The 20,203-nt window shown below is 37.6% G+C and carries 25 protein-coding genes; 7 read left to right on the top strand and 18 right to left on the bottom strand.

Annotated features, from left to right (window positions below):
• Positions 1-98 precede the first annotated feature (98 nt).
• The 5 genes from AC1DIT_RS01610 to AC1DIT_RS01590 form a co-directional block, all read right to left on the bottom strand.
• On the bottom strand, positions 99-407 hold the full coding sequence (locus AC1DIT_RS01610; RefSeq protein ID WP_077294545.1) for a thioredoxin family protein: 309 nt from the start codon (positions 405-407) through the stop codon (positions 99-101).
• A 3-nt stretch (positions 408-410) separates the two neighbouring features.
• A complete protein-coding gene (locus tag AC1DIT_RS01605) occupies positions 411-755 on the bottom strand; it encodes a toprim domain-containing protein (RefSeq protein ID WP_476998024.1) in 345 nt (114 codons plus the stop codon).
• A 416-nt stretch (positions 756-1,171) separates the two neighbouring features.
• Complete coding sequence (gene gcvH / locus AC1DIT_RS01600) at positions 1,172-1,555, bottom strand: glycine cleavage system protein GcvH (protein ID WP_006096504.1); 384 nt, start codon at positions 1,553-1,555, stop codon at positions 1,172-1,174.
• Positions 1,556-1,596: 41 nt separating this feature from the next.
• Positions 1,597-1,962, bottom strand: coding sequence for an arsenate reductase family protein (locus tag AC1DIT_RS01595; RefSeq protein WP_016112404.1), 366 nt, complete (start codon positions 1,960-1,962; stop codon positions 1,597-1,599).
• A gap of 280 nt (positions 1,963-2,242) precedes the next feature.
• Positions 2,243-2,776 carry a hypothetical protein gene (locus AC1DIT_RS01590; RefSeq protein WP_016112405.1) on the bottom strand — a complete coding sequence of 178 codons (534 nt, stop codon included), beginning with the start codon at positions 2,774-2,776 and terminating at the stop codon, positions 2,243-2,245.
• A gap of 141 nt (positions 2,777-2,917) precedes the next feature.
• On the opposite strand from AC1DIT_RS01590, the gene AC1DIT_RS01585 reads away from it, so the two are divergent.
• The gene (locus AC1DIT_RS01585; RefSeq protein ID WP_016112406.1) at positions 2,918-3,571 is read left to right on the top strand and encodes a phosphatase PAP2 family protein; all 654 of its coding nucleotides are present in this window, start codon (positions 2,918-2,920) and stop codon (positions 3,569-3,571) included.
• Positions 3,572-3,637: 66 nt separating this feature from the next.
• Here AC1DIT_RS01585 and AC1DIT_RS01580 read toward each other — a convergent pair whose 3' ends face one another.
• The 7 genes from AC1DIT_RS01580 to AC1DIT_RS01550 all read right to left on the bottom strand — a co-directional run bounded on the left by AC1DIT_RS01580 (position 3,638) and on the right by AC1DIT_RS01550 (position 7,826).
• The gene (locus AC1DIT_RS01580; protein ID WP_016112407.1) at positions 3,638-4,651 is read right to left on the bottom strand and encodes a PTS sugar transporter subunit IIC; all 1,014 of its coding nucleotides are present in this window, start codon (positions 4,649-4,651) and stop codon (positions 3,638-3,640) included.
• Positions 4,652-4,671: 20 nt separating this feature from the next.
• Positions 4,672-5,622: an L-lactate dehydrogenase gene (locus tag AC1DIT_RS01575; protein WP_016112408.1), complete on the bottom strand. Its 951-nt coding sequence runs from the start codon at positions 5,620-5,622 to the stop codon at positions 4,672-4,674.
• A 256-nt stretch (positions 5,623-5,878) separates the two neighbouring features.
• On the bottom strand, positions 5,879-6,127 hold the full coding sequence (locus tag AC1DIT_RS01570) for a spore coat protein (RefSeq protein WP_016112409.1): 249 nt from the start codon (positions 6,125-6,127) through the stop codon (positions 5,879-5,881).
• Between the two features lie 13 nt (positions 6,128-6,140).
• Positions 6,141-6,326, bottom strand: coding sequence for a hypothetical protein (locus AC1DIT_RS01565; RefSeq protein ID WP_016112410.1), 186 nt, complete (start codon positions 6,324-6,326; stop codon positions 6,141-6,143).
• Positions 6,327-6,522: 196 nt separating this feature from the next.
• Positions 6,523-7,239 (bottom strand): MBL fold metallo-hydrolase, encoded by a 717-nt coding sequence (locus AC1DIT_RS01560; protein ID WP_033670858.1) that lies wholly within the window; start codon positions 7,237-7,239, stop codon positions 6,523-6,525.
• 75 nt (positions 7,240-7,314) lie between these two features.
• Entirely contained in the window at positions 7,315-7,602 is a 288-nt protein-coding gene (locus tag AC1DIT_RS01555) for a DUF2178 domain-containing protein (protein ID WP_016131075.1), read from the bottom strand.
• A complete protein-coding gene (locus tag AC1DIT_RS01550) occupies positions 7,599-7,826 on the bottom strand; it encodes a helix-turn-helix transcriptional regulator (protein ID WP_016112413.1) in 228 nt (75 codons plus the stop codon). Before AC1DIT_RS01550 ends, AC1DIT_RS01555 begins: the two co-directional genes overlap by 4 nt.
• A 328-nt stretch (positions 7,827-8,154) precedes the next feature.
• Between AC1DIT_RS01550 and AC1DIT_RS01545 the strand changes: the two genes are divergently transcribed.
• Positions 8,155-8,601 carry a hypothetical protein gene (locus AC1DIT_RS01545; RefSeq protein WP_476998023.1) on the top strand — a complete coding sequence of 149 codons (447 nt, stop codon included), beginning with the start codon at positions 8,155-8,157 and terminating at the stop codon, positions 8,599-8,601.
• A gap of 103 nt (positions 8,602-8,704) precedes the next feature.
• Here the strand turns inward: AC1DIT_RS01545 and AC1DIT_RS01540 are convergent, their stop codons facing one another.
• The 3 genes from AC1DIT_RS01540 to AC1DIT_RS01530 form a co-directional block, all read right to left on the bottom strand.
• The gene (locus AC1DIT_RS01540) at positions 8,705-10,489 is read right to left on the bottom strand and encodes an acyl-CoA dehydrogenase family protein (RefSeq protein WP_016131077.1); all 1,785 of its coding nucleotides are present in this window, start codon (positions 10,487-10,489) and stop codon (positions 8,705-8,707) included.
• 226 nt (positions 10,490-10,715) lie between these two features.
• Complete coding sequence (locus AC1DIT_RS01535) at positions 10,716-11,891, bottom strand: acetyl-CoA C-acetyltransferase (protein WP_016131078.1); 1,176 nt, start codon at positions 11,889-11,891, stop codon at positions 10,716-10,718.
• A gap of 21 nt (positions 11,892-11,912) precedes the next feature.
• A complete protein-coding gene (locus AC1DIT_RS01530; protein WP_016132387.1) occupies positions 11,913-14,294 on the bottom strand; it encodes a 3-hydroxyacyl-CoA dehydrogenase/enoyl-CoA hydratase family protein in 2,382 nt (793 codons plus the stop codon).
• Positions 14,295-14,531: 237 nt separating this feature from the next.
• On the opposite strand from AC1DIT_RS01530, the gene AC1DIT_RS01525 reads away from it, so the two are divergent.
• Together AC1DIT_RS01525 and AC1DIT_RS01520 are read left to right on the top strand one after the other, a co-directional pair.
• Complete coding sequence (locus AC1DIT_RS01525) at positions 14,532-14,678, top strand: YuzL family protein (RefSeq protein ID WP_016112417.1); 147 nt, start codon at positions 14,532-14,534, stop codon at positions 14,676-14,678.
• A 258-nt stretch (positions 14,679-14,936) separates the two neighbouring features.
• Positions 14,937-15,776 carry a D-alanyl-D-alanine carboxypeptidase family protein gene (locus tag AC1DIT_RS01520; RefSeq protein ID WP_016131080.1) on the top strand — a complete coding sequence of 280 codons (840 nt, stop codon included), beginning with the start codon at positions 14,937-14,939 and terminating at the stop codon, positions 15,774-15,776.
• A 23-nt stretch (positions 15,777-15,799) separates the two neighbouring features.
• On the opposite strand, the gene AC1DIT_RS01515 is transcribed toward AC1DIT_RS01520, so the two are convergent.
• A complete protein-coding gene (locus AC1DIT_RS01515) occupies positions 15,800-16,717 on the bottom strand; it encodes a proline dehydrogenase family protein (protein WP_003201679.1) in 918 nt (305 codons plus the stop codon).
• Between the two features lie 482 nt (positions 16,718-17,199).
• On the opposite strand from AC1DIT_RS01515, the gene AC1DIT_RS01510 reads away from it, so the two are divergent.
• Positions 17,200-17,745 (top strand): GNAT family N-acetyltransferase, encoded by a 546-nt coding sequence (locus AC1DIT_RS01510; protein WP_016112419.1) that lies wholly within the window; start codon positions 17,200-17,202, stop codon positions 17,743-17,745.
• Between the two features lie 68 nt (positions 17,746-17,813).
• Here AC1DIT_RS01510 and AC1DIT_RS01505 read toward each other — a convergent pair whose 3' ends face one another.
• Together AC1DIT_RS01505 and AC1DIT_RS01500 are read right to left on the bottom strand one after the other, a co-directional pair.
• Positions 17,814-18,059: a YusU family protein gene (locus tag AC1DIT_RS01505; RefSeq protein ID WP_006096491.1), complete on the bottom strand. Its 246-nt coding sequence runs from the start codon at positions 18,057-18,059 to the stop codon at positions 17,814-17,816.
• Positions 18,060-18,169: 110 nt separating this feature from the next.
• On the bottom strand, positions 18,170-18,472 hold the full coding sequence (locus tag AC1DIT_RS01500; RefSeq protein ID WP_001018864.1) for an MTH1187 family thiamine-binding protein: 303 nt from the start codon (positions 18,470-18,472) through the stop codon (positions 18,170-18,172).
• A gap of 168 nt (positions 18,473-18,640) precedes the next feature.
• Between AC1DIT_RS01500 and AC1DIT_RS01495 the strand changes: the two genes are divergently transcribed.
• Both AC1DIT_RS01495 and AC1DIT_RS01490 read left to right on the top strand, forming a co-directional pair.
• Positions 18,641-19,288, top strand: coding sequence for a hypothetical protein (locus AC1DIT_RS01495; protein ID WP_016112420.1), 648 nt, complete (start codon positions 18,641-18,643; stop codon positions 19,286-19,288).
• Positions 19,289-19,417: 129 nt separating this feature from the next.
• The gene (locus tag AC1DIT_RS01490) at positions 19,418-20,176 is read left to right on the top strand and encodes a TrmB family transcriptional regulator (protein ID WP_016112421.1); all 759 of its coding nucleotides are present in this window, start codon (positions 19,418-19,420) and stop codon (positions 20,174-20,176) included.
• Positions 20,177-20,203: the final 27 nt, after the last annotated feature.

The following is a 20,203-nucleotide window of genomic DNA, read 5'->3' as shown; positions in this document are numbered from 1 at the left end:
GAGCAATCCTGTTACTTTCTCTCGACAAATAACGTATCACTTCTATCTTTCAGACATATTTCCCAAGAAATATGTCGAGGCGGCAAAAACATTGCCGCCTACTGTAATTCTGTATATAAATATTCAACTGAATGAAATGCATATATTTTCTTCATAAGTGTTCCCCGCTCAAATACGAGTAAACAAGGTACACTTTCTACCTCATATTCTCGCGCTAAATGCGGAGCGTAATTTAAATCTAGCATTCCTATTTCCAAATCAGATATAGTAGCTTCTACAACTGTTAACATCTTCTTTGCTAATTGGCATGTTCCACACATCGGTGTATATACATATAACACTGTTTTTTCTTGGTCTGCTATTAAAGCTGTAGCTTCAGCACCTGTCCAGTCAATCACTTCTATCATTCCTTACCGTAAATATTCTGTATAAACGTCAATGTCAGCTCCCCATAATACGTTCGCTAAATGATTAGAAGGAGCAGTTGCCACTTCACGATACGAACGATCAATGTAAATATGCTCAGCTTGCGGAAATTCTTTACGAAATTGTTTTCTGAGCTTTTCACCTGCCGCATCAGCATCCACTAGCACATATACTTCTTYATCAAAAAACTGATCAATGAGTTCATCCATTTTCGACAAACCAATTGTACCATTTGTACAAACAATTTCCACTGGTTCGCGAATAATAGATTCAATCTTTCTTCTATCTGATTTTCCTTCGACAATAATGACTTTCTCTACATAGACCATATGTCATCACCCGATCACTATATACTATAAAACAACCTTACTTTAGTATATAGTATATTCGTTCTTTTCATGTTGTTTCCTGTTTATTTTTGCAAAGAAAAGCGGAGCCGACTGTTTAGCCCCGTTGGCTAAGGTTCTTTCGCACAGAAGACGCTTTTTGTCTTCTTGTGCGGAAGGTTCTTAGACATGAAGGGCTAGGAGGCGGAGCTGGACAAAGAAAAGTGGAAGCGGCTCACTCAGAACAGAAGGACGTTGGAATTCCTGACGTAAAGGCGCTTTTTTGCCTCGCAGGAAGGAGTGAAACGACCGACTGTTCTAGCCGCTGGAGCTAGACAAAGAAAAGCGCAGGCGGCTCGTTCACACAATGCAAAATAAAAAGGACAGCACATAGGCTGTCCTTTTTATCTCGACTAAAATTAGTCTTGGTTTGTCATTTCTGCGTATTGTTCTGCAGATAATAACTTCTCTACTTCACTTGCATCAGAAAGTTCAATCTTAACCATCCATGCACCTTCGTACGGAGATTCGTTAACAAGTTCTGGTTGGTCGCTTAATTCTTCGTTTACTGCCACAACTTTACCACTTACAGGTGCGTATAATTCAGAAACTGTTTTAACAGATTCTACGCTTCCGAATGGCTCGTCAGCTTCAATTGTTGCACCTACTTCAGGAAGTTCAACGAATACGATATCGCCTAACTCACTTTGTGCAAAATGAGTTATACCGATAACAACTTCGTTGCCTTCAGTTTTTACCCATTCGTGTTCTTCAGAGTAACGTAAATGATTTGGAATGCTCATGACTGTACCTCCAGTGAATGTATTAATTATGTAAAAATACCTTATTGGTACTTTTTCCACACACTTTCAAACTGCTCTTCGTTAAAACCAAGTGTTACATTCGTGCCATCTGTTACGATTGGACGTTTAATCAACATGCCATCAGATGCTAATAGCTCAAACATTTCGTCCTCACTTGCATCTTTTAACTTATCTTTTAAGCCAAGTTCACGGTAACGCATTCCACTTGTATTAAAGAATTTTTTTAATGGCAATTCACTTTTCACATGTAAATTACGCAAATCTTCTTTTGACGGTGGATTTTCAACAATATGAATCATTTCATATGCTACATCGTTTGCCTCAAACCATTTTTTTGCTTTTTGACATGTGCCACACTTTGGATATGAATAAAATGTTACTGCCATAAATTCACCTACTTTTTACTAACCTTTACCTTTATCATATAGAAAACRTTTTATTATTTCAAACGATTMTTCTCYAAACTTTAACTTATTTCGCGACAATTTTCTTTTATCCTGCAAATTTTCCTTATTTTCCGCCATTTAAAGAAAAATAATATATAAAAAAATAAATATAAAAATTCCCCCCTCTTCATTCATTATGTATCATTTAGACCGAACATACATCTTAAACAAACGTTTATTTAAATAACTAAAAAATAAAAAGCCCCTAGTCCGGAGCTTCTCAATGCCTGCTCAAATAATCTGCAATCGTTTGAAATACGTATATATACATATTATGAATACTTTGCTCCGAAATCGTCTCATTGTATAAACCAGTGCCCCAATACTGCCCTTCACCACTTCCTAGATTTACAAATCCTTGTGTATACATCATTGCTTTATCTGTTGGTGCATTGTTATAATCCAAATCTTTTTCTATAAAAATCAAATATGGCTTATCCTTTAAACCGATAAAAAACACTGGCTTTTTTAACCCTAAAAATAGCTCTGTATATTTTTCTTCTGATGCTTCTTGAAAATATTCTTTCATAACGAGAAATCCGTCGACTTTCTCTGATTTCTCTTTTATCTGATCTAAATTCACCTTCACAAACTTTATGTTTCTAAACGTATCCTTTGGCGCCTCACCGATAACTCCAATTACAAGCGCTCTTCCGCTATACTCTAAAGCAGATGGCACATCCTTATTCTTTGCACATCCAGCTCCCACGAGACATAACAATATAAGAACCAACAAAATAAGCAAACGTTTCATATCTCATCCTCCCATTAAAAGTCAAGTGACAAAAATGTAAGGTTAATGCAAAAAAATGTAAGTAAAATTGATAGCCCATTTTGATTTTCTATATTATAATCAACTGGATTTACTTACATTACTAAACACTAGGAGATAGTCATGAAAAAATATAAACTTTCATCTTTTCTTCCATTAAGTTATATACTTCTACTCGTACTCGTAAGTCCCCTTTACGATGTACTGAATAAATCTGGCGTTCATGCTGTTGATGTTACAACAGTAGTTGATGATTGGATTCCATTTGTGAAGGCATTTATTATTCCGTATTTAATTTGGTTCCCATACTTATACGGCGCACTCATTTATTATTGCTTTAAAGATCGAAAACAATATTATGTAACATTAAGCAGCGTTATCCTAGGAAAGCTTACGTGCTTTTCGATTTACTACTTTTGGCAAACAACCGTACCACGTCCAACAGTAGTAGGGACAGATATATTTTCTGACTTAGTTCGCTATATTTATAGTATTGATCAACCTGTAAACTGTTTTCCTAGCATCCACGTTCTCACAACATTTGTGATTATGTTAGCGGCTTATAAGCGAAGAGAACAGCACAGATGGGAATATTACATTCTTACTTTCTTTGGCTCACTTATTATTTTATCGACGTTATTTACAAAGCAACATGCCTTCTTAGATGCCGTTTCCGGTATGGCAGTTGCAAGTACGCTATACTTCGGTGTGCAGCTTTTACTAGTAAACCGAAAAGACACGATTACAATTCCTGCGAGACAAACCTCTAAAATGTAAACAAAAAAGCAGACTGTGGCTTCTTCAGTCTGCTTTTACTATATAAAGAAGATTTTCAATTGTAACTTAAGATTGTGGCACAGTCATGTCGCCAGAATGAATGCGACCTGCTTTTCGTAACGCGATGTAAAGTATATAAGAAACAGCTACTGGGATTATGATATAAGTGATGACCATTGCTGGTACAACACCAAATCCTTGGCTAGAAATTAAATTAATTGGTGCAATAAGAGAACTTAATCCAAGACCTGCAATTTCTTTACCTGCTTCCAAGTGAAAAATCAGTGCAGATACAGGGCCCACAATGGCGCTGGCAACGACAGTTGGGACGAGAATCATTGGATTTTTAGTAATGTTCGGCAACTGTACTTTCGGAGTACAAAGTGCCTGTGCTAAAATACCGCCTAAGTTGTTTTCTTTTGCAGAGATAACAGAGAATCCGATAAATTGAGCGACACATCCTGCAAGTGCTGCGCCGCCTGCAACACCGTCTAGGCTAAGTGCAATTGCTAGAGCTGCTGATGAAGCTGGAGAGATAAGTAATAGCCCCCAAACAACCGCAAGCACGATTGAAGCAATAAATGGGCTACCAGCTGAGCTGTCTTTAATAAATGCGCCAACTGTATTTAATACAGGACTAATATTTTGAGATAACCAAATACCAACTATACCAGACCCTAATATTGCTGCAAATGGAACGAGCATCATATCTAAAGCAGTTTTTCCGCTTAATCTTTTACCGATATAAACCGCTAGAGTTGCTGTTAATAACGCACCAATTGGTTCCCCAGTTTTAATAATTAAGCCGGCTTCAGTCATCGAAATCGCCCCTGCTCCAATCGCTCCGGCAACCATCGCTGAGAAAATGACAAGTCCGTTTGCCCCAAGCATGAAAGCAATCCCTGCTCCAATTGCTGGTGCCATCAGTGATTTCGCAACAACCCCAATTGCAATTAACATCGGAATATCAACAATTCTCCCTATATTTTCGATAAGTAAACCAATTCCAAGGGATACGAAAATACCTTGTGCAATTCCGGCAGAACCTTTAAATACACGAGACATTATATATTCCTTCATCTGTTTCACCTTCTCCTAGTTTAGTAACCGATTGTTTTCATATAGTCACGTAAAACATCATTTGATTGTGCAAGTCGGCCTTCTTCAGCTTCTGTTAAGTTTAGTTCTACAACTTCTTTTACACCATCTCTTGTAATAATTGCTGGTACACCTGTGCAAATATTATATTCGCCATATTCACCATCTAAAATTGCTGAAACAGCGATCACGCGGTGATCATCATTAAAGATAGAACTTGTAATATAAGCGAGTGAGTTACCAATTCCATAATAAGTAGTACCCTTACGTTTATAAATTTCCCAACCAGCTTTAGCAGTTTTCTCCACAATTTCATCTAAATCGATTTCACCGAAACGTTCTTTTTGCTCTTCTAAAATTTGCAAGATTGGTTTTCCGCCAACTGTTACGTGAGACCAAGCAACCATTTGTGAATCACCATGCTCACCTAATGAGTAACCATGAATGCTACGAGGGTCTACTTCAAGCATTTCAGATAAAATTGTTCTTAAGCGTGAAGAGTCTAATGATGTACCTGTACCAAGCACACGATTTCTTGGTAAACCAGATAATTTCCAAACTTGATAAGTAATAATATCAACTGGATTCGATGCAATTAAGAAGATACCGTCAAATCCACTTTCCATTACACCTGCTACAACACTTTCCATAATCTTCGCGCTTTCTCCTAAAGTATCCAAACGACTTTGTCCTGGTTTTGGAGCTGGACCTGCTGTAATAATCACAATGTCCATATCTTTGCAGTCTTCATAAGTACCTGCATATACTTTTGTTCTTGTATTTGTAAAGTTAACGCAGTGTGATAAATCCATCGCTTCGCCAACTGCACGTTCATGATTTATATCAATTAATACTAATTCTTCACAGATGCCTTGATTCACRATTGAATATGCACAGCTTGATCCAACTAATCCAGTCCCAATAATTGCGATTTTTCTTGTGTTTCTATTCATAAGAACCTCTCCTAAGTAATTATGTAATGTTTTATTTGTTCTTTACACTTTTTATTATAGAGATTCTCACTGTAGAAACTATAGATACTTTGTGAAACATTGAACAAACATTTTGTACTTTTTGTGACATCCCCTGCAAACTTTTCGTCATATTTGTTACAACTGGAAAAATATTTCATACGTGTTTATTGACATATATAAATGCATAAAAAAAGCGAGTGAATCATCATCCAAGATTCACTCGCTTTTTTATGCATTACTGTGCGCTTAACTGACTTTTCATTTGCTGAACAACCATCGGATTTGCAGGAGCAGCTGGTTGATAATAATTTTTTTGCTTCGCATATTCATATACCTTACGTTGCCTTAATTCATCTTGATTTCGAATTTGAATCAACGTTTGATGTAACTGTGCGTTATCCGATTGCGCTATGTAATTCGCATAACCAGTCAAACTAGCATTTAATTCCGCTAAATAATCGTTAACCATATCTTTTTCATTCATAACCTATACACTCCTAACCTAAAAAGGACATTAGTTGTTGTCTTGTATTTCTTGCTGCTTGTGCATCTTGCTGTAACATTTGTTTCAATTGAGGATCTGTACACTGCTGCGCATACTGATCTAATTTATTCGCAACTGTCGCATGTCCTCCGATAATATGACGTAAATTTTCAAGCTCAAGCTCTGTTAAATTTGGCATAATAAAGACCTTCCTTTCTTTGTTCATTCATCATTTAGTATTTATTTGTTTTTGGATTGTATACATGTAAAGTGAGAGTATAAGATGATGATCCACTAAAAAATAAAAGGTCCATTCTTAGCAAAGAATCCTCTACATTATTGAGGGACCTTTTCAATTAAAACTCCCCCCCACATCACTTCATCTTCCCATTTCTTTACACCTTTCTCACTAAATTTCGCTCCGCTTCTTCAATCGCTCGTTGCATACGTAACATCGGATCCTCAATCATCTTTCCATGCCCTGTCGCCAATACAGACGGTTTATATCGTAACAGTTTCTGAGCACTCTTTAATGCTGTTTCTGCATCCCAAGTTCCAAACACAGGAAACGGAAAGAGCCACTTAATCTGTCCTGCCACCGCCACTCCTCCTCTTGTTTGAAATGCGTCTCCAGCAATCAATGTATTATTTCTTGTATCCAAAAACGCCATCGAACCTGGTGTATGACCTGGAGCTGCAATTGCGAAAAGAGATCCAACTTGATCTCCCTCCTGCAGAAGCACATCTGGGATCGTCTGTATTTTTTTAGATACTCCAACTTTTATTGGAACGTTCGCTTCCCCTTGCTGCAATGACATGTCTCCTTCAAGCAAGCGGGCATCTCTTTTCGAAATATAAACAGGAATATTAGGAAGTACCTGCTTCAACGCATCAATTGCACCTACATGATCATCATGTGCATGTGTTATAACAATGTTCGTAATTGGTTTTCCGATTGTTCGAGCTGATTCTAAAATCTTCTTTGCACTAAAGGGCAAAGCGGCATCAATTAAAGTTAACCCTTCCTCTTCTTCAACAAAATAGCAATTGATTGGAAATAGATTTGGAAAAAATGTTAATTGATAAATTGTACTTTTATGTACCATTCGCATCTCATTCACCCTTTCTAATCAAACATAACAAAAAGAGCTGTTTACAAATTAATATGTAAAACAGCTCTTTCTCATCTAATATCTTTTTCTCAAAACTAAAATAGATAGTGAATAAGAGCATAATACTCCTGCCAATAAACATGCATTTGCTAATTTATACTGTTCACTCGTCAATGAATATAGGTTCCCGATTAGAAAAATGACTAAATACAAAAATAAAAATACAAACAATGAAACTTTTGCGGCATTCCCCGTAATTTGCTCCCCTCTCTCATCTTCTCCTTCTTTTCTTTCAAAACGTGTAGAATAAAACACCCCGATTAACCCTGCAATTGATATGATCATGCCAATTACAACTATCATTCCACTTCCCCCTCTATCGTATATTGAAAGACTTCATGAAACTCCTTACCAAGAACATGAGCAATTTCAAAAGCTAAAATAAGAGATGGATTGTATCGATTTGCTTCAATAGAAGCTATTGTTTGTCTACTAACGCCCACTCGATTTGCTAATTCCGTTTGTGACCAACGTTTCTCCGCTCGAAGTACAATCAGATTATTTACTAAACTTCCTCTTTGATTCATAGCCACCTCCATTTTTTACATTATTTTCTATATTTTTATTGTAATTTATTTTTAACATGATGTAAATTATTTTTAACATTTTCATAATACAAAAATTCGTCAGTTAAAGTAATGGCAATTTAGTACAATAGAAATAAAGTGAAACTTTAATCAGTGGGGGTTTTCTTCATCCCCCACTGATTATTAGTTGAACGGATCGGGCTTTTACAGGCAGTTGATCCCCCACCTAACTTCTTTGCTTTTGCTGAATTTTGAGGTGAGGGTCTTACTGCCCGTTAAAGCGGGATAAAGTAAAACCGAACTAAAATATCTGTAAAGTAGGTGCTATATGAGTTGGAATAAAATCAAAACTAAAGAAGATCTTAATGATCTCCTTCATTTATTCGGAGGTTTTCACGATAGTTGTTTGAAAGAATTATATATGTGGACAGATAGCTTTGTAGGTGAGGATTTATCTATGAGGGTATTATCTGGTACAAACGTAAGAATACTTTTTCAAAGACAGTATGAGAACCCCTCCGCAATAGAGTTACTATTTGAAGGTGTTACACAATTTCATTTAACTCCGCCTCCTGAAAATCGTGATTCAACCATTTTCGGTGCATCTCTTCTATTACAAAACAATTTATTTTATTGGGCAGATGATATTGGCTGGAAGCCTAACGAGGTTACACCATATGAAGTAAGTTGGATTGCTGCGAAAAGTGTAAAGTGGAGAGATGTTAGTTCGTGGATGGGAGATAAAATGAGGTACGGAGTCATTARTGAAGATTAATATGTACATAAAGTGACGGTTTAAGATTCAAATATCAACATTTCATTTTAATAGCGTAAAAAAAGTAGCCACAAATTCACGTGGCTACTTTTTTCCTTACTCATTAAACTGTATAACGCTCATCTTCTAAAATTTTCGCAGCAATTTCACGTTTCTTCGGAATTACGTTAAGCGGTGTGTGGCGAGTTAGTTTGCGAAGTGATGATAACATCATGCGCAGCATGTCGCCATTTTCAACTGCGATAAGTGTTTCTTTCGCATCTGCTTCAATTTGATTGAACGCTTCTTGGCAGAATACTTCAGTGTATAACACTTTTTGTTTATTCTTTTCAAGACCAGTTGCTTTAATTGCTTTTTCTGTACGAAGAAGAGCTGATTCCATTGCGTATAAGTTATTTACGATATCCGCAATGTTCACAAGAACTTCTTGTTCTTTATCTAATGCTTTACCGTATTTTTGAGCAGCTAATCCAGCTACCATTAAGCCGATTTTCTTCGCGTTACCTACTAAATATTTTTGAAGTGCTAATGGCTCATCGCCTACTTCTTCTGGCATCATCATCATTAACTCTTCTTGTAATTTTTGTGCTTTTTGAAGAAGTGGTAATTCGCCTTTCATTGCTTTACGTAAGAACGTACCTGGTACGATTAAACGGTTAATTTCGTTCGTTCCTTCGAAAATACGGTTAATACGAGAATCACGGTACATTCTTTCAATCTCGTACTCTGCCATAAATCCGTAACCACCGTGGATTTGAACACCTTCATCTACTACGTAATCTAGTACTTCAGAACCGAATACTTTATTTAAAGAGCACTCAATTGCATATTCAGCAATAGAAGCTGCTACAGCTTTACCGTCTTTTACTTGCTCTTCTGTTAATGTGCTCATATGGCTTTCGAATAAACCAACTGTACGATATACAGAGCTTTCTGCTGCATAAATTTTCGCTGCCATATTTGCAAGTTTTTCTTGAATTAATGGGAAGCGAGCGATTGGTTGTTTGAACTGTTGACGCTGATTTGCATATTGTGCTGAAATTTCTAACGCACGTTTTGAAGAACCAACTGTACCAACACCTAATTTATAGCGGCCAATATTTAAAATGTTGAAAGCGATAATATGACCTTTACCAATTTCACCAAGTACATTTTCTTTTGGTACCAATGCATCTTCTAAAATTAATGTACGAGTAGAAGAACATTTGATACCCATTTTCTTTTCTTCAGGGCTTGTAGATACGCCTGGATATTCTTTCTCTACGATAAACGCTGTGAAGTGCTCACCATCAACTTTTGCGTATACAACGAATACATCAGCGAAAGCAGAGTTTGTAATCCATTGTTTTTCACCATTTAACACGTAATGCGTTCCTTCTGCATTTAAGCGTGCTGTTGTTTTCGCACCTAACGCATCAGATCCAGATCCTGGCTCAGTTAATGCGTATGCAGCTAATTTTTCACCTGTTGCAAGTAGCGGTAAATATTGTTTCTTTTGCTCTTCATTACCGAATAAAACGATCGGTAATGATCCGATACCAACGTGAGCACCGTGTGTAATTGCAAAGCCACCAGCGCGAGAAAATTTCTCTGCGATTAATGCAGAGCTAACTTTATCAAGGCCAATACCGCCGTACTCTTCTGGCACATCAGCACCTAATAATCCAAGCTCGCCAGCTTCTTTTAATAAACGAACAGAGCGATCAAACTCATGTTGCTCTAAATATTCAAGCTCTGGTAGAACTTCATTTACGATAAAGTCCTCTGTCGTTTTCGCTATCATTTTATGCTCATCGCTATAATCTTCCGGTGTAAATACTTGATCAATTGTAATATCATCAACTAAAAAGCTACCACCTTTTACTGCGCTTCCTACTGTTTTTTCCATGAAAATTTCCTCCTTCATATTTTCATAAGCCGCTTCTCTCATTTTGAGAGAAGCTGGCTCTTCCTTTATTTTTTTATATTCCTTTGTTGCTTCCACTTTTCGTTATATAATCCAGTTCCAGCGGCTAGAACAATCGGCCATTTCGCCCCTTCCTGTGAGGCAAAAAACGCCTCTTCGTCAGGGCCTCCAACGTCCTCTTGTTCTGAGCGAGCCGCCTGCACTTTTTTTATAGTAATTCAAACACCCCAGCAGCTCCCATACCGCCGCCGATACACATTGTTACAATACCGAATTGCTCGTTGCGGCGTTTCATTTCATGAATAAGAGATAATGTTAATTTTGCTCCTGTACAGCCAAGTGGATGACCAAGTGCAATTGCACCGCCGTTTACATTGACTTTTTCTTCGTCTAAACCAAGCTCACGAATAACTTGAATTGATTGAGAAGCAAATGCTTCATTTAGTTCAAATAAGCCGATATCAGATAGTTCTAATCCTGCTAATTTTAACGCTTTCGGAATCGCTGCAATTGGTCCAATTCCCATTACTTCTGGTGGTACACCAGCTACTGCAAAGGAACGGAATTTCGCAAGCGGCTTCATACCATCGCTCACTGCTTTTTCACGATCCATCAGAAGGACTGATGCCGCTCCATCACTCATTTGTGAAGAATTACCAGCCGTTACAGAACCGCGAACATTAAATGCTGGACGTAATTTCCCAAGGATATCTAATGTTGTTTCTGCTCTTACTCCTTCATCTTGTGAGAAGATAATTTTTTCTTCTTGAATTTTGTTATTCGCTCCAACAGTACGTAGCATTACATCTACAGCTACTGTTTCATCAGCAAAGTTCCCATCAGCTAATGCTTTTGCTGCACGCTGATGGCTTCTTACCGCAAATGCATCTTGCTCTTCGCGGGAAATTCCATATTTCACAGCAACTTGCTCCGCTGTGTGTCCCATGCCCATATAATATTCTGGAGCCGCTTCTACAAGGCGGCTATTCGGACGAACGACGTGCCCCATCATTGGAACTAAACTCATAGACTCTGCTCCGCCAGATAATACTGCTTCAGAGTGACCAAGCATAATACGCTCTGCACCGTAAGCGATACTTTGTAATCCTGAAGAACAGTAACGGTTAATTGTAATAGCTGGAACATCATAAGAAAGCCCTGCTAATCCGCCGATATTACGAGCCATATTTAAGCCTTGCTCTGCTTCTGGCATCGCACAACCGAAAATTAAATCATCAATTGGCCCTTCATAATTATTCGCACGTTTTAACGTTTCTTTTACTACTAATGCCCCTAAATCATCAGGTCGAACTGTTTTTAATGAACCTCTCTTTGCCTTACCAATTGGTGTTCTTGCTCCCGCAACAATGACAGCTTCTCTCATGAACGATATCTCCCCTCGTTATTAGTTACGTAATGGCTTTCCTTTTACAAGCATGTGCTGCATTCTTGCTTGTGATTTCATCTCACTTACTAAACTGATAAATGCTTCACGTTCCACATCTAATAAATACTGCTCATCAACTTCTGTTCCGTATGGTACTTTCCCGCCGGCAATGACATATGCGAGCTTTTTCGCAATGTGTAAATCATACTCGGAAATATAACCAGATAAGTGCATTGCTTCAGCTCCAAGTAAAAGCGTTGCATATCCTGTCTCACCAACAACCGGTATCTTTTTACGAATCGGTGCTTTGTAACCCGCTTCATATAAAGCCAGTGCCTTTTGCTTTGCATCATATAGTAAGTGATCACCATTCACACTAATACCATCTTTATCGCCTAAGAAGTTACGAGAAACAGCCTCTTGCGCTGATGTAGATACTTTTGCCATCGCAACTGATTCGAACACTTTATTCGCAACCTTTTGCAGGTCAAACTCTACACCGTTTGCCACTTTGTTTAAATGTTTAATATATAGTTCTTTGTTACCGCCACCGCCAGGGATTAAACCCACGCCGACTTCTACTAATCCCATGTACGTTTCGCTAGAAGCTTGAATGCTAGCTGCTGGTAAACAAACTTCTGTACCGCCGCCAAGCGTCATGCCATATGGCGCTGCAACGACTGGTTTCGAACAATACTTAATTTTCATCATTGCATCTTGGAAGCTCTTCACAACCCACTCAATTTCAAAGTAGTTGTCATCTTGTGCTTCCATTAAGATCATTGCTAAGTTCGCCCCAACGCAGAAGTTCTTCGATTGATTCCCAATAACAAGACCTTTATAGCTCTTCTCAACTTCATCAACAGCGTAATTAATCATTTGCGTAATATCCATACCGATTGCATTGCTCTTCGAATGGAATTCTAAACAAAGGATGCCATCACCTAAATCGATTAAGCTCGCTCCGCTATTTTTCTTTAACACGCCATTTTTCTCTTTTAATTGTTTAAGAGAAATTGCTTTTTTATTGCGTTCGATAAGCTTGTATTCACCGTTATCGTAGTAATAGCTTTCACCATTATCATGTTTATAGAAAGAGCTAAATCCTTTCCCTAACATGTCTTTGACCCACACTGGAACTACTTGGCCGTTCTCTTCCATTTTCTGAACGGATTTTTCTACGCCAATTGCATCCCAAATCTCAAATGGTCCTTGCTCCCAGCCAAATCCCCATTTCATCGCTTGGTCAATCGCAACAATATCATCTGCGATTTCTTTATGAAGCTTTGCAGAATATAGAAGGGTTGGCGTGATGATATTCCATAAAAGTTCTCCTGCACGATCCTTCGCGTATACAAGCGCTTTCAATTTATTCGCTAATCCCTTTTCTTGTTTGCTTAACTCTACGGAAGCAGCTTTTAATTTTTTACGAGCTCCATACTCCATCGTTTCAGGATCTAACTCTAAAATTTCTTTTCCTTGTTTTAAGAAGAAACCTTGACCGGTTTTACTTCCAAGCCATTTTTTATCTAGCATGTCATGCATGAAAGCTGGTACTTTAAATACGTCACGTTCTTCCTCTTGTACATTTTCATATACATTGTTCGCAACATGAACGAATGTATCTAGACCAACAACATCTAACGTGCGGAACGTTGCACTCTTTGGACGACCGATTAATGGGCCTGTTACAGAATCAACTTCCCCAACGCTATAGCCGCGCTTGATCATTTCTTGCAGCGTTACAAGTAAACCGTACGTACCGATGCGGTTCCCGATAAAGTTTGGTGTATCTTTCGCAATAACAACGCCTTTTCCAAGAACGTCTTCGCCAAATAATTTCATGAAGTTTAACACTTGTGGATCTGTTTCTTTTGTCGGTATAATCTCTAGAAGTTTTAAATATCGTGGTGGGTTAAAGAAATGTGTTCCTAGGAAATGTTTTTGAAAGTCATCTGAACGCCCTTCTGCCATTTTCTCAACGGAAATACCTGATGTATTTGAGCTCACAATAGAGCCAACTTTACGAACAGCATCTACTTTTTCAAATAGTTTCTTTTTAACATCTAAGTTTTCAACAACAACTTCGATAATCCAATCTACATCAGCAAGGCGCTCAATGTCATCCTCTAAGTTGCCTGCCTCAATCAATGCCAGATTACCTTTCACCGTAAGAGGAGCTGGCTTTTGCTTTACTAATTTTTGCAGTGCCCCGTTACTAAAACGATTTCTCACACTTTTATGTTCTAATGTAAGCCCCTTCGCTTCCTCTTCTTTCGTAAGCGCCTGTGGTACAATATCAAGCAATAATGTTGGTATACCGATATTGGCTAAATGTGCAGCAATCCCTGAGCCCATTACGCCAGAACCGAGAACAGCAGCCTTTTTAATTTGGAACATTCATTTCTCCCCCTATTCTTGAATGAATGCTCATTCAATTTTTCGACATACGTCGCAATCAATGAGTGAGCCTCTACTAATAAATATATGATACTGTTTAAATTTTCGCAATATATTTATTGATAAAATTTTCTGAAATAAATACTTTTCTTTTATTTGGGTACTCTATAATTGTGTATTTTCTTGATAAAATACGCTTTTCCCTTTTTAGAATTTGACAAAAATGGAGGAATATATATGGCTAGACTTAAGAAAGACCCTTCAAAAGCAGGCGTAAGTGCAGCAAGTGTAACAGGAAATGCAGGTCCAATAGATCGCGGGATTGAAAAAGGACGCCAAGGTAATAACCAACAATACAAAAAGCACAACATGGGTGAAAAATAACACTATATGTGCTTGTTCAAAAAGGAGGATAAAGAGAGCCGAGCAGTTCGAGGCGCGGAAGCCGGGAGGATACGGAGTGTAGGTGGAACTACATGAGTATCGGACTGGCGACGTAACGAAGAAATGCGACAGCTATCTTTACTGGACTTTTTGAACTTCCTCTATATTTTTGGGCAGAAAACGTGGCATAATGAGGATTGGGCTGCTTTTCTGCCCAATTTATTTGTACATAAGGAAAGACAAAAGAGGGACTGCATAATGAAACGAACAATAATCATGATTGTGATGATTGCTACACTATTTACAAGTATGATTTTCTTTTCTTACACAAAAAGGCAAAAAGACGTAAGAAGTAATCAGCCTGATATCACAGGAAAATATGGTGTTACAATCGATGCAAATACGGGGGAAGTTTTGTACGGAAAACGGGAAGAAGAACGTTCTTATCCAGCAAGTGTAGCCAAAATGATGACAACCATTCTGTTACTAGAGAATGTAAAAGAAGATGAGGAAATTACTATCACAGAAAATGCGATAAAAACGGAAAGTCAGAGTGCGAAAATTAAGCTTCGTGCTGGTGAAAAATTAAAAAGAGACGAGGCATTAAAACTGATGCTTATCATCAGTGCCGATCCAATTGCTGAGTCTATCGCAGAACATATTGCAGGATCAAAAGAGAAGTTTGTAAAAATGATGAATGCAAGAGCGAAAGAACTCGGAACAAAACATGCAACTTTCAAAAATGCGAGCGGGGCTGACGCACTCGGCAATAGGGTTTCCCCTTATGACATCGCAATCATTACAAAAGAAGCATTAAAATATCCGATTGTACTAGAATATATGAACACAATACGTACAACACTACATACTTCGCAGCGCGCTCCAAAAATCGCAAACTATGGCCGCGAAGAACTTTACGCTGATCCCTATGCAATTGGAAGCAAAAGCGGTTTATCTGCTTTAGGACAATACACAGTTGTAACTGTTGATGAAAAGGATGGTAAACGCGTTATTAACGTTGTGTTTTCTTCTAGTCGTACTCAGCTATATCCTGATGCGAAAAAGATGGCAAATTACGCGTTTCAGCAATTAAAATAACCAAGGAGTATTTTTCTCCTTGGTTATTTTTTTACCATTCCTTTTAAAACGAACGCAACGTTTGCTGGACGTTCAGCTAAGCGGCGCATGAAATAACCATACCAGTCATTTCCATATGGTACATAAACACGCATTTTGTAGCCTTCTTTAACAAGTTCAAGTTGACGTTCCGTACGAATACCATATAACATTTGGAATTCAAATTGATCACGTGAAATATTATATTCTTCGGCAAGTTTCTTCGTATATTCAATAATTGCCTCATCGTGTGAAGCAATAGCAGTATAATTTCCATTTAATAAGTGCATTTTAATAATTTTTTTATAATTTTCATCTACATCTTTTTTGTCCGGGAACGCCACTTCTTCTGGTTCTTTATAAGCCCCTTTTACAAGACGTAAATTAGGACTATATGCATTTAAATCTTCGATGTCTTTTTCTGTACGATATAGGTAAGCTTGAATAACAGTACCGATATTATCGTATTCAGATTTTAATTGCTTAAAGATCTCAATTGTTTTTCCACAGCGTGTATAGTCTTCCATATCAATCGTAACAAACACACCGTTTTCTTTTGCAGCCTCTAAAATGCGGCGCATATTATTCATTACGATTTCATCTGAGATGTCTAACCCCATAGAAGTCATTTTTAAAGAAAGCTGTGAATCAAGTTTTTCGCGTCCAATTGCACGGATTGCTTCAATCGATTGGCTTGCCATTTCATTTGCTTCTGCTTCATTATCAACGAACTCACCTAAATAATCGATTGTCACACAAAGTCCTTGTTGATTTAATTGTTTAATAGCTGCAGCAGCTAAATCAATTGTCTCCCCTGCGACAAAGCGCCCTGCACCAAAGCGTAAACCGTACTTCTTAGCCAGTTTTGTTAGCGCTTTATTTTTTGACAAGAAAAGAAACGAATTTCGCATTAATTGTTCCATGTAATTCACCCCTATGACTGTACTTTGTCTGTTTTTTTCCCCTCTTCAAAATTATATCATTCTTTAAAATTATTTGATACAAATAATTATTTAGATAATTTATAAAATACTATAAAAATATTCAAAAGCCCATATTCTCGCTTTTAAATATCCATAAAAATTTTTCGACATTTAAAATAAAACTAGAAAAACAKGTGAACAACTAGCCTAAAATAAAAATTCGACAATACTCGTCATACCTCTTACTTCTCTTTATAAATTATACAAAGATATTAATACGACTAAAAATGAATACAAATATAAAATCCTGAGGTACTTAGTTCTCTCCCATAGAAAATCAAGTGCAAAAGGTAGGGGGGATTTCTGTTGAAATAAGTATAGAAAGTGTAAAAACATAGAATCCCGGTTTCATTGAAAGGTACTATCCTTGCATAGTATATAAAATTTTACCCGGATGGAAAACACGTATTGGAGTGTGAAAAATGCCAGAAAGAATGAATGTACAACAAATTCGAATTGAGCCTTGGAACAATGCTAATCTTACTTTACTTCGTCTTATGAATGTACCTGAGATGCTAGAATACTTAGGAGGGCCTGAGACTGAAGAACAACTCCTTGCTCGTCACGAGCGGTACCTTAAGATTAGTGAGCTGGGAACTGGACATATGTTTAGCATCGTCCTTCTTCCGCAACTCGAAATTATTGGTAGTGTAGGATATTGGGACAGCTACTGGAAAGAAGAGAACGTATACGAAATTGGCTGGAGCGTCCTACCACCATTTCAAGGGAGAGGAATAGCAACAAAAGCCGTCGAAAAAGCTATCGCTCATGCTAAAATGGAACAAAAGTACAGATTCATTCATGCTTTTCCCGCCATCAATAATCCTGCTTCAAACGCTATTTGCCAAAAGCTCGACTTCTTATTTATTAGTGAGTGTGACTTCGAATATCCGCCAGGGAGTGTCATGCGATGCAATAATTGGTGTTTAGAGATAACTACGAAACCATCAAACAATTCCTCTATATGAATTAAAAGCTTGAGGTCTATTGATCCCCAAGCTTTTTTTGTAAAAAATCACAAAATGGTTTCTCATTCTTATTTCTGATTACGATGTTCCTCATTTAACCTTTTAATATCAGAGATTAACTTTACCATCTCTTCTTTTGCCTCTGGATATGTCTCATTCCAATGCTTGACTAAAGCTGGCATTGTTTTAGCAATGTAAGAGTACAGTGCCCACTTTTGCACTTGTTCTTTTCTCTCTTCACTGCCTTCCCCTAGTAACAATTCTGTATACTTTTCAAGTAAGCCATCAAACTGCTCATTAAATTTGTCACTCATTTCCCTTTCCTCCTTCCCTAGGTACCACAATAATAAAAAAGTGTACCATGGATACACTTATCTTACCTAATTTACCCATACAAAAAAGCAGCGAAAATCGCTGCTTTCTCCTATAATTTCGAACGAACAGAATTTAATTTTTTCTCCATTGTGCTTTCTTTATCTCGGCGATCATCAATACGAATTGTTGTCGCTACACGCTTTGCACCTTTTGTATATGGCACTTCATGCATTTGTTGAATTACTTCAAGTAATACAGGGAGATCTCCTTCAATTACTGTATTCATCGGTGTTAATTGGTACTTCACGCGATCCGCGTTTTTCTCTAACACTTTTTGTACTTCTGCTACATATTCACTTACGCTTGGATTACCTGTTCCAACTGGAATAATCGATACATCAACAATTGCCATGGTAGTTCCCTCCTATGTTTGTTTCATTTCTATTGTACAAAACTCTCCCCTACTTTACTAACCATAACTATACTTTTAATTTATTTTTCATAATATACTTATCCTCTGTAATCCTTTTCTACTGGTTGTGCATATATTGGTGTTATCCTTTTGAAAGGAAGTGGACAATTGAAAAAGTTACTTCTCACTTTATTAGCCATTCCCCTCTTATTTGGAACAACAGCTTGTGACTTATGGCAGAAGGATCCAAAACCAGTAGAAAAGCCTGATCCAAAGCCGAAACCCGATCCAGCACCGACTCCGACTCCAACTCCAACTCCGACTCCGACTCCGCCACCTAATCCAACTCCGCCTCCAACACCTAATCCAACTCCTCCACCAGCTTCAGTAGATACGGCTCAAGTCATGCAAAAACTGGTAAATTCAATTAACTCAGTTGGAAACTCAAATGGCATTAACGTAAGCAGCATTAAACTCTTTACTGAAACAGCACAAATCGCAACATATAACGGAATCTTTAATACTAAATTTGGATTAGGCGTTTCCATTTATAAAGCAACTGGCGGTATCGCTGCTGTTGCTATCGCTGGATCCGGTACATCTAAAGAACAAATTGACGCCTTTTATTCCACAATAAAGACTGTCATTCGTTCTATTGACTCAGCTCTAAGTGAGCAAGACATGAACACTATTCTAGAACAACTCGGTTCGAAAGATTATTTTCAAACAAAGCAATTCTCAACTCGAGCAATTAATGGTACATTAACTGTTACTGAAAACAATGGCGCACTTATGTTCAAGGCGGTTCATAATTAAACATACAAAAAAGAATAGGGTCGATGCTGGCTCTATTCTTTCTATTTACCTCTTTAAACATGAGGCACTTGTATAAATGTACATACTTCTTTATTCTTAGTATAGAATCTAACTTGTCCGGGAGGTACTATGTTACAAAAATTCGGTTTCTCACAATACGAAAGCCAGGCATATGAAGTCGTAGTCTCAAGCGATGAACCACTAGATGCAACAACGATTGTAAAACATTCGGGTGTTCCAAAAGCAAAAATATATGAAGTATTAGCACGCCTCATCGATAAAGGAATGGTTATGGATTCCGTCTCAGAAAAGAAAAAGCTATATACCGCCCTGCCACTGGATCTTGCCATTCAAAAATTAACGACAGAATTTCAATCGAATATTAAAGAACTTCAAACAAATATTTCAAAACGATCCTTTACAGATGACCGTGTTTGGAGCTTAAAAATACAGTCTTCTATTCAAGTACAAAGTAAGCAGTTAGTAGAAGAAGCGAAACAATCTATCCGTATTTCCGCTTGGAATGATACCTTTTTAGAATATCTTCCCTTACTTGAGAAAAAAGCAAAACAAGGCATTGATATTGAAGCACTTGTAGTTGGAGATGTGAAAACAGAACTGTCAAATGTTCATTTTCTCATTCCAACTGAAGAACCTAACGCATTAGAACGTTACTTACTTCTTATTATTGATGATCGTGAAATTTTATTTGCTGGGGTAGAGCAAGAATCGTGGCAAGCGATGAAAACAATGTCTCCGCCATTCGTAAAATTCTTTACGGAGTTCTTCTATCATGATGTTGCACTTGCTAAAATTACACAGAAACATCACGATCTCTTTATGAATGATGAGGAAATACGCAGCATTTTAATGAAGTTACGATATTAAAAATAGCAAAGGCGCTCTCTTTGCTAT

It is taken from the genome of Bacillus sp. 05T22 (assembly GCF_056396765.1).
The sequence above is the reverse complement of the archived record's forward strand: the minus strand, read 5'-3'. Positions and strand labels throughout refer to the sequence as shown.

What these genes read in the sequence shown, in the direction of transcription:
- AC1DIT_RS01610 (WP_077294545.1), bottom strand. Translation starts at nt 407, where the DNA reads ATGATAGAAGTGATTGACTGGACAGGTGCTGAAGCTACAGCTTTAATA.
- gcvH (WP_006096504.1), bottom strand. Translation starts at nt 1,555, where the DNA reads ATGAGCATTCCAAATCATTTACGTTACTCTGAAGAACACGAATGGGTA.
- AC1DIT_RS01595 (WP_016112404.1), bottom strand. Translation starts at nt 1,962, where the DNA reads ATGGCAGTAACATTTTATTCATATCCAAAGTGTGGCACATGTCAAAAA.
- AC1DIT_RS01590 (WP_016112405.1), bottom strand. Translation starts at nt 2,776, where the DNA reads ATGAAACGTTTGCTTATTTTGTTGGTTCTTATATTGTTATGTCTCGTG.
- AC1DIT_RS01585 (WP_016112406.1), top strand. Translation starts at nt 2,918, where the DNA reads ATGAAAAAATATAAACTTTCATCTTTTCTTCCATTAAGTTATATACTT.
- AC1DIT_RS01580 (WP_016112407.1), bottom strand. Translation starts at nt 4,651, where the DNA reads ATGAAGGAATATATAATGTCTCGTGTATTTAAAGGTTCTGCCGGAATT.
- AC1DIT_RS01570 (WP_016112409.1), bottom strand. Translation starts at nt 6,127, where the DNA reads ATGAATGAAAAAGATATGGTTAACGATTATTTAGCGGAATTAAATGCT.
- AC1DIT_RS01565 (WP_016112410.1), bottom strand. Translation starts at nt 6,326, where the DNA reads ATGCCAAATTTAACAGAGCTTGAGCTTGAAAATTTACGTCATATTATC.
- AC1DIT_RS01560 (WP_033670858.1), bottom strand. Translation starts at nt 7,239, where the DNA reads ATGCGAATGGTACATAAAAGTACAATTTATCAATTAACATTTTTTCCA.
- AC1DIT_RS01555 (WP_016131075.1), bottom strand. Translation starts at nt 7,602, where the DNA reads ATGATAGTTGTAATTGGCATGATCATATCAATTGCAGGGTTAATCGGG.
- AC1DIT_RS01550 (WP_016112413.1), bottom strand. Translation starts at nt 7,826, where the DNA reads ATGAATCAAAGAGGAAGTTTAGTAAATAATCTGATTGTACTTCGAGCG.
- AC1DIT_RS01540 (WP_016131077.1), bottom strand. Translation starts at nt 10,489, where the DNA reads ATGGAAAAAACAGTAGGAAGCGCAGTAAAAGGTGGTAGCTTTTTAGTT.
- AC1DIT_RS01535 (WP_016131078.1), bottom strand. Translation starts at nt 11,891, where the DNA reads ATGAGAGAAGCTGTCATTGTTGCGGGAGCAAGAACACCAATTGGTAAG.
- AC1DIT_RS01530 (WP_016132387.1), bottom strand. Translation starts at nt 14,294, where the DNA reads ATGTTCCAAATTAAAAAGGCTGCTGTTCTCGGTTCTGGCGTAATGGGC.
- AC1DIT_RS01525 (WP_016112417.1), top strand. Translation starts at nt 14,532, where the DNA reads ATGGCTAGACTTAAGAAAGACCCTTCAAAAGCAGGCGTAAGTGCAGCA.
- AC1DIT_RS01520 (WP_016131080.1), top strand. Translation starts at nt 14,937, where the DNA reads ATGAAACGAACAATAATCATGATTGTGATGATTGCTACACTATTTACA.
- AC1DIT_RS01515 (WP_003201679.1), bottom strand. Translation starts at nt 16,717, where the DNA reads ATGGAACAATTAATGCGAAATTCGTTTCTTTTCTTGTCAAAAAATAAA.
- AC1DIT_RS01510 (WP_016112419.1), top strand. Translation starts at nt 17,200, where the DNA reads ATGCCAGAAAGAATGAATGTACAACAAATTCGAATTGAGCCTTGGAAC.
- AC1DIT_RS01505 (WP_006096491.1), bottom strand. Translation starts at nt 18,059, where the DNA reads ATGAGTGACAAATTTAATGAGCAGTTTGATGGCTTACTTGAAAAGTAT.
- AC1DIT_RS01500 (WP_001018864.1), bottom strand. Translation starts at nt 18,472, where the DNA reads ATGGCAATTGTTGATGTATCGATTATTCCAGTTGGAACAGGTAATCCA.
- AC1DIT_RS01490 (WP_016112421.1), top strand. Translation starts at nt 19,418, where the DNA reads ATGTTACAAAAATTCGGTTTCTCACAATACGAAAGCCAGGCATATGAA.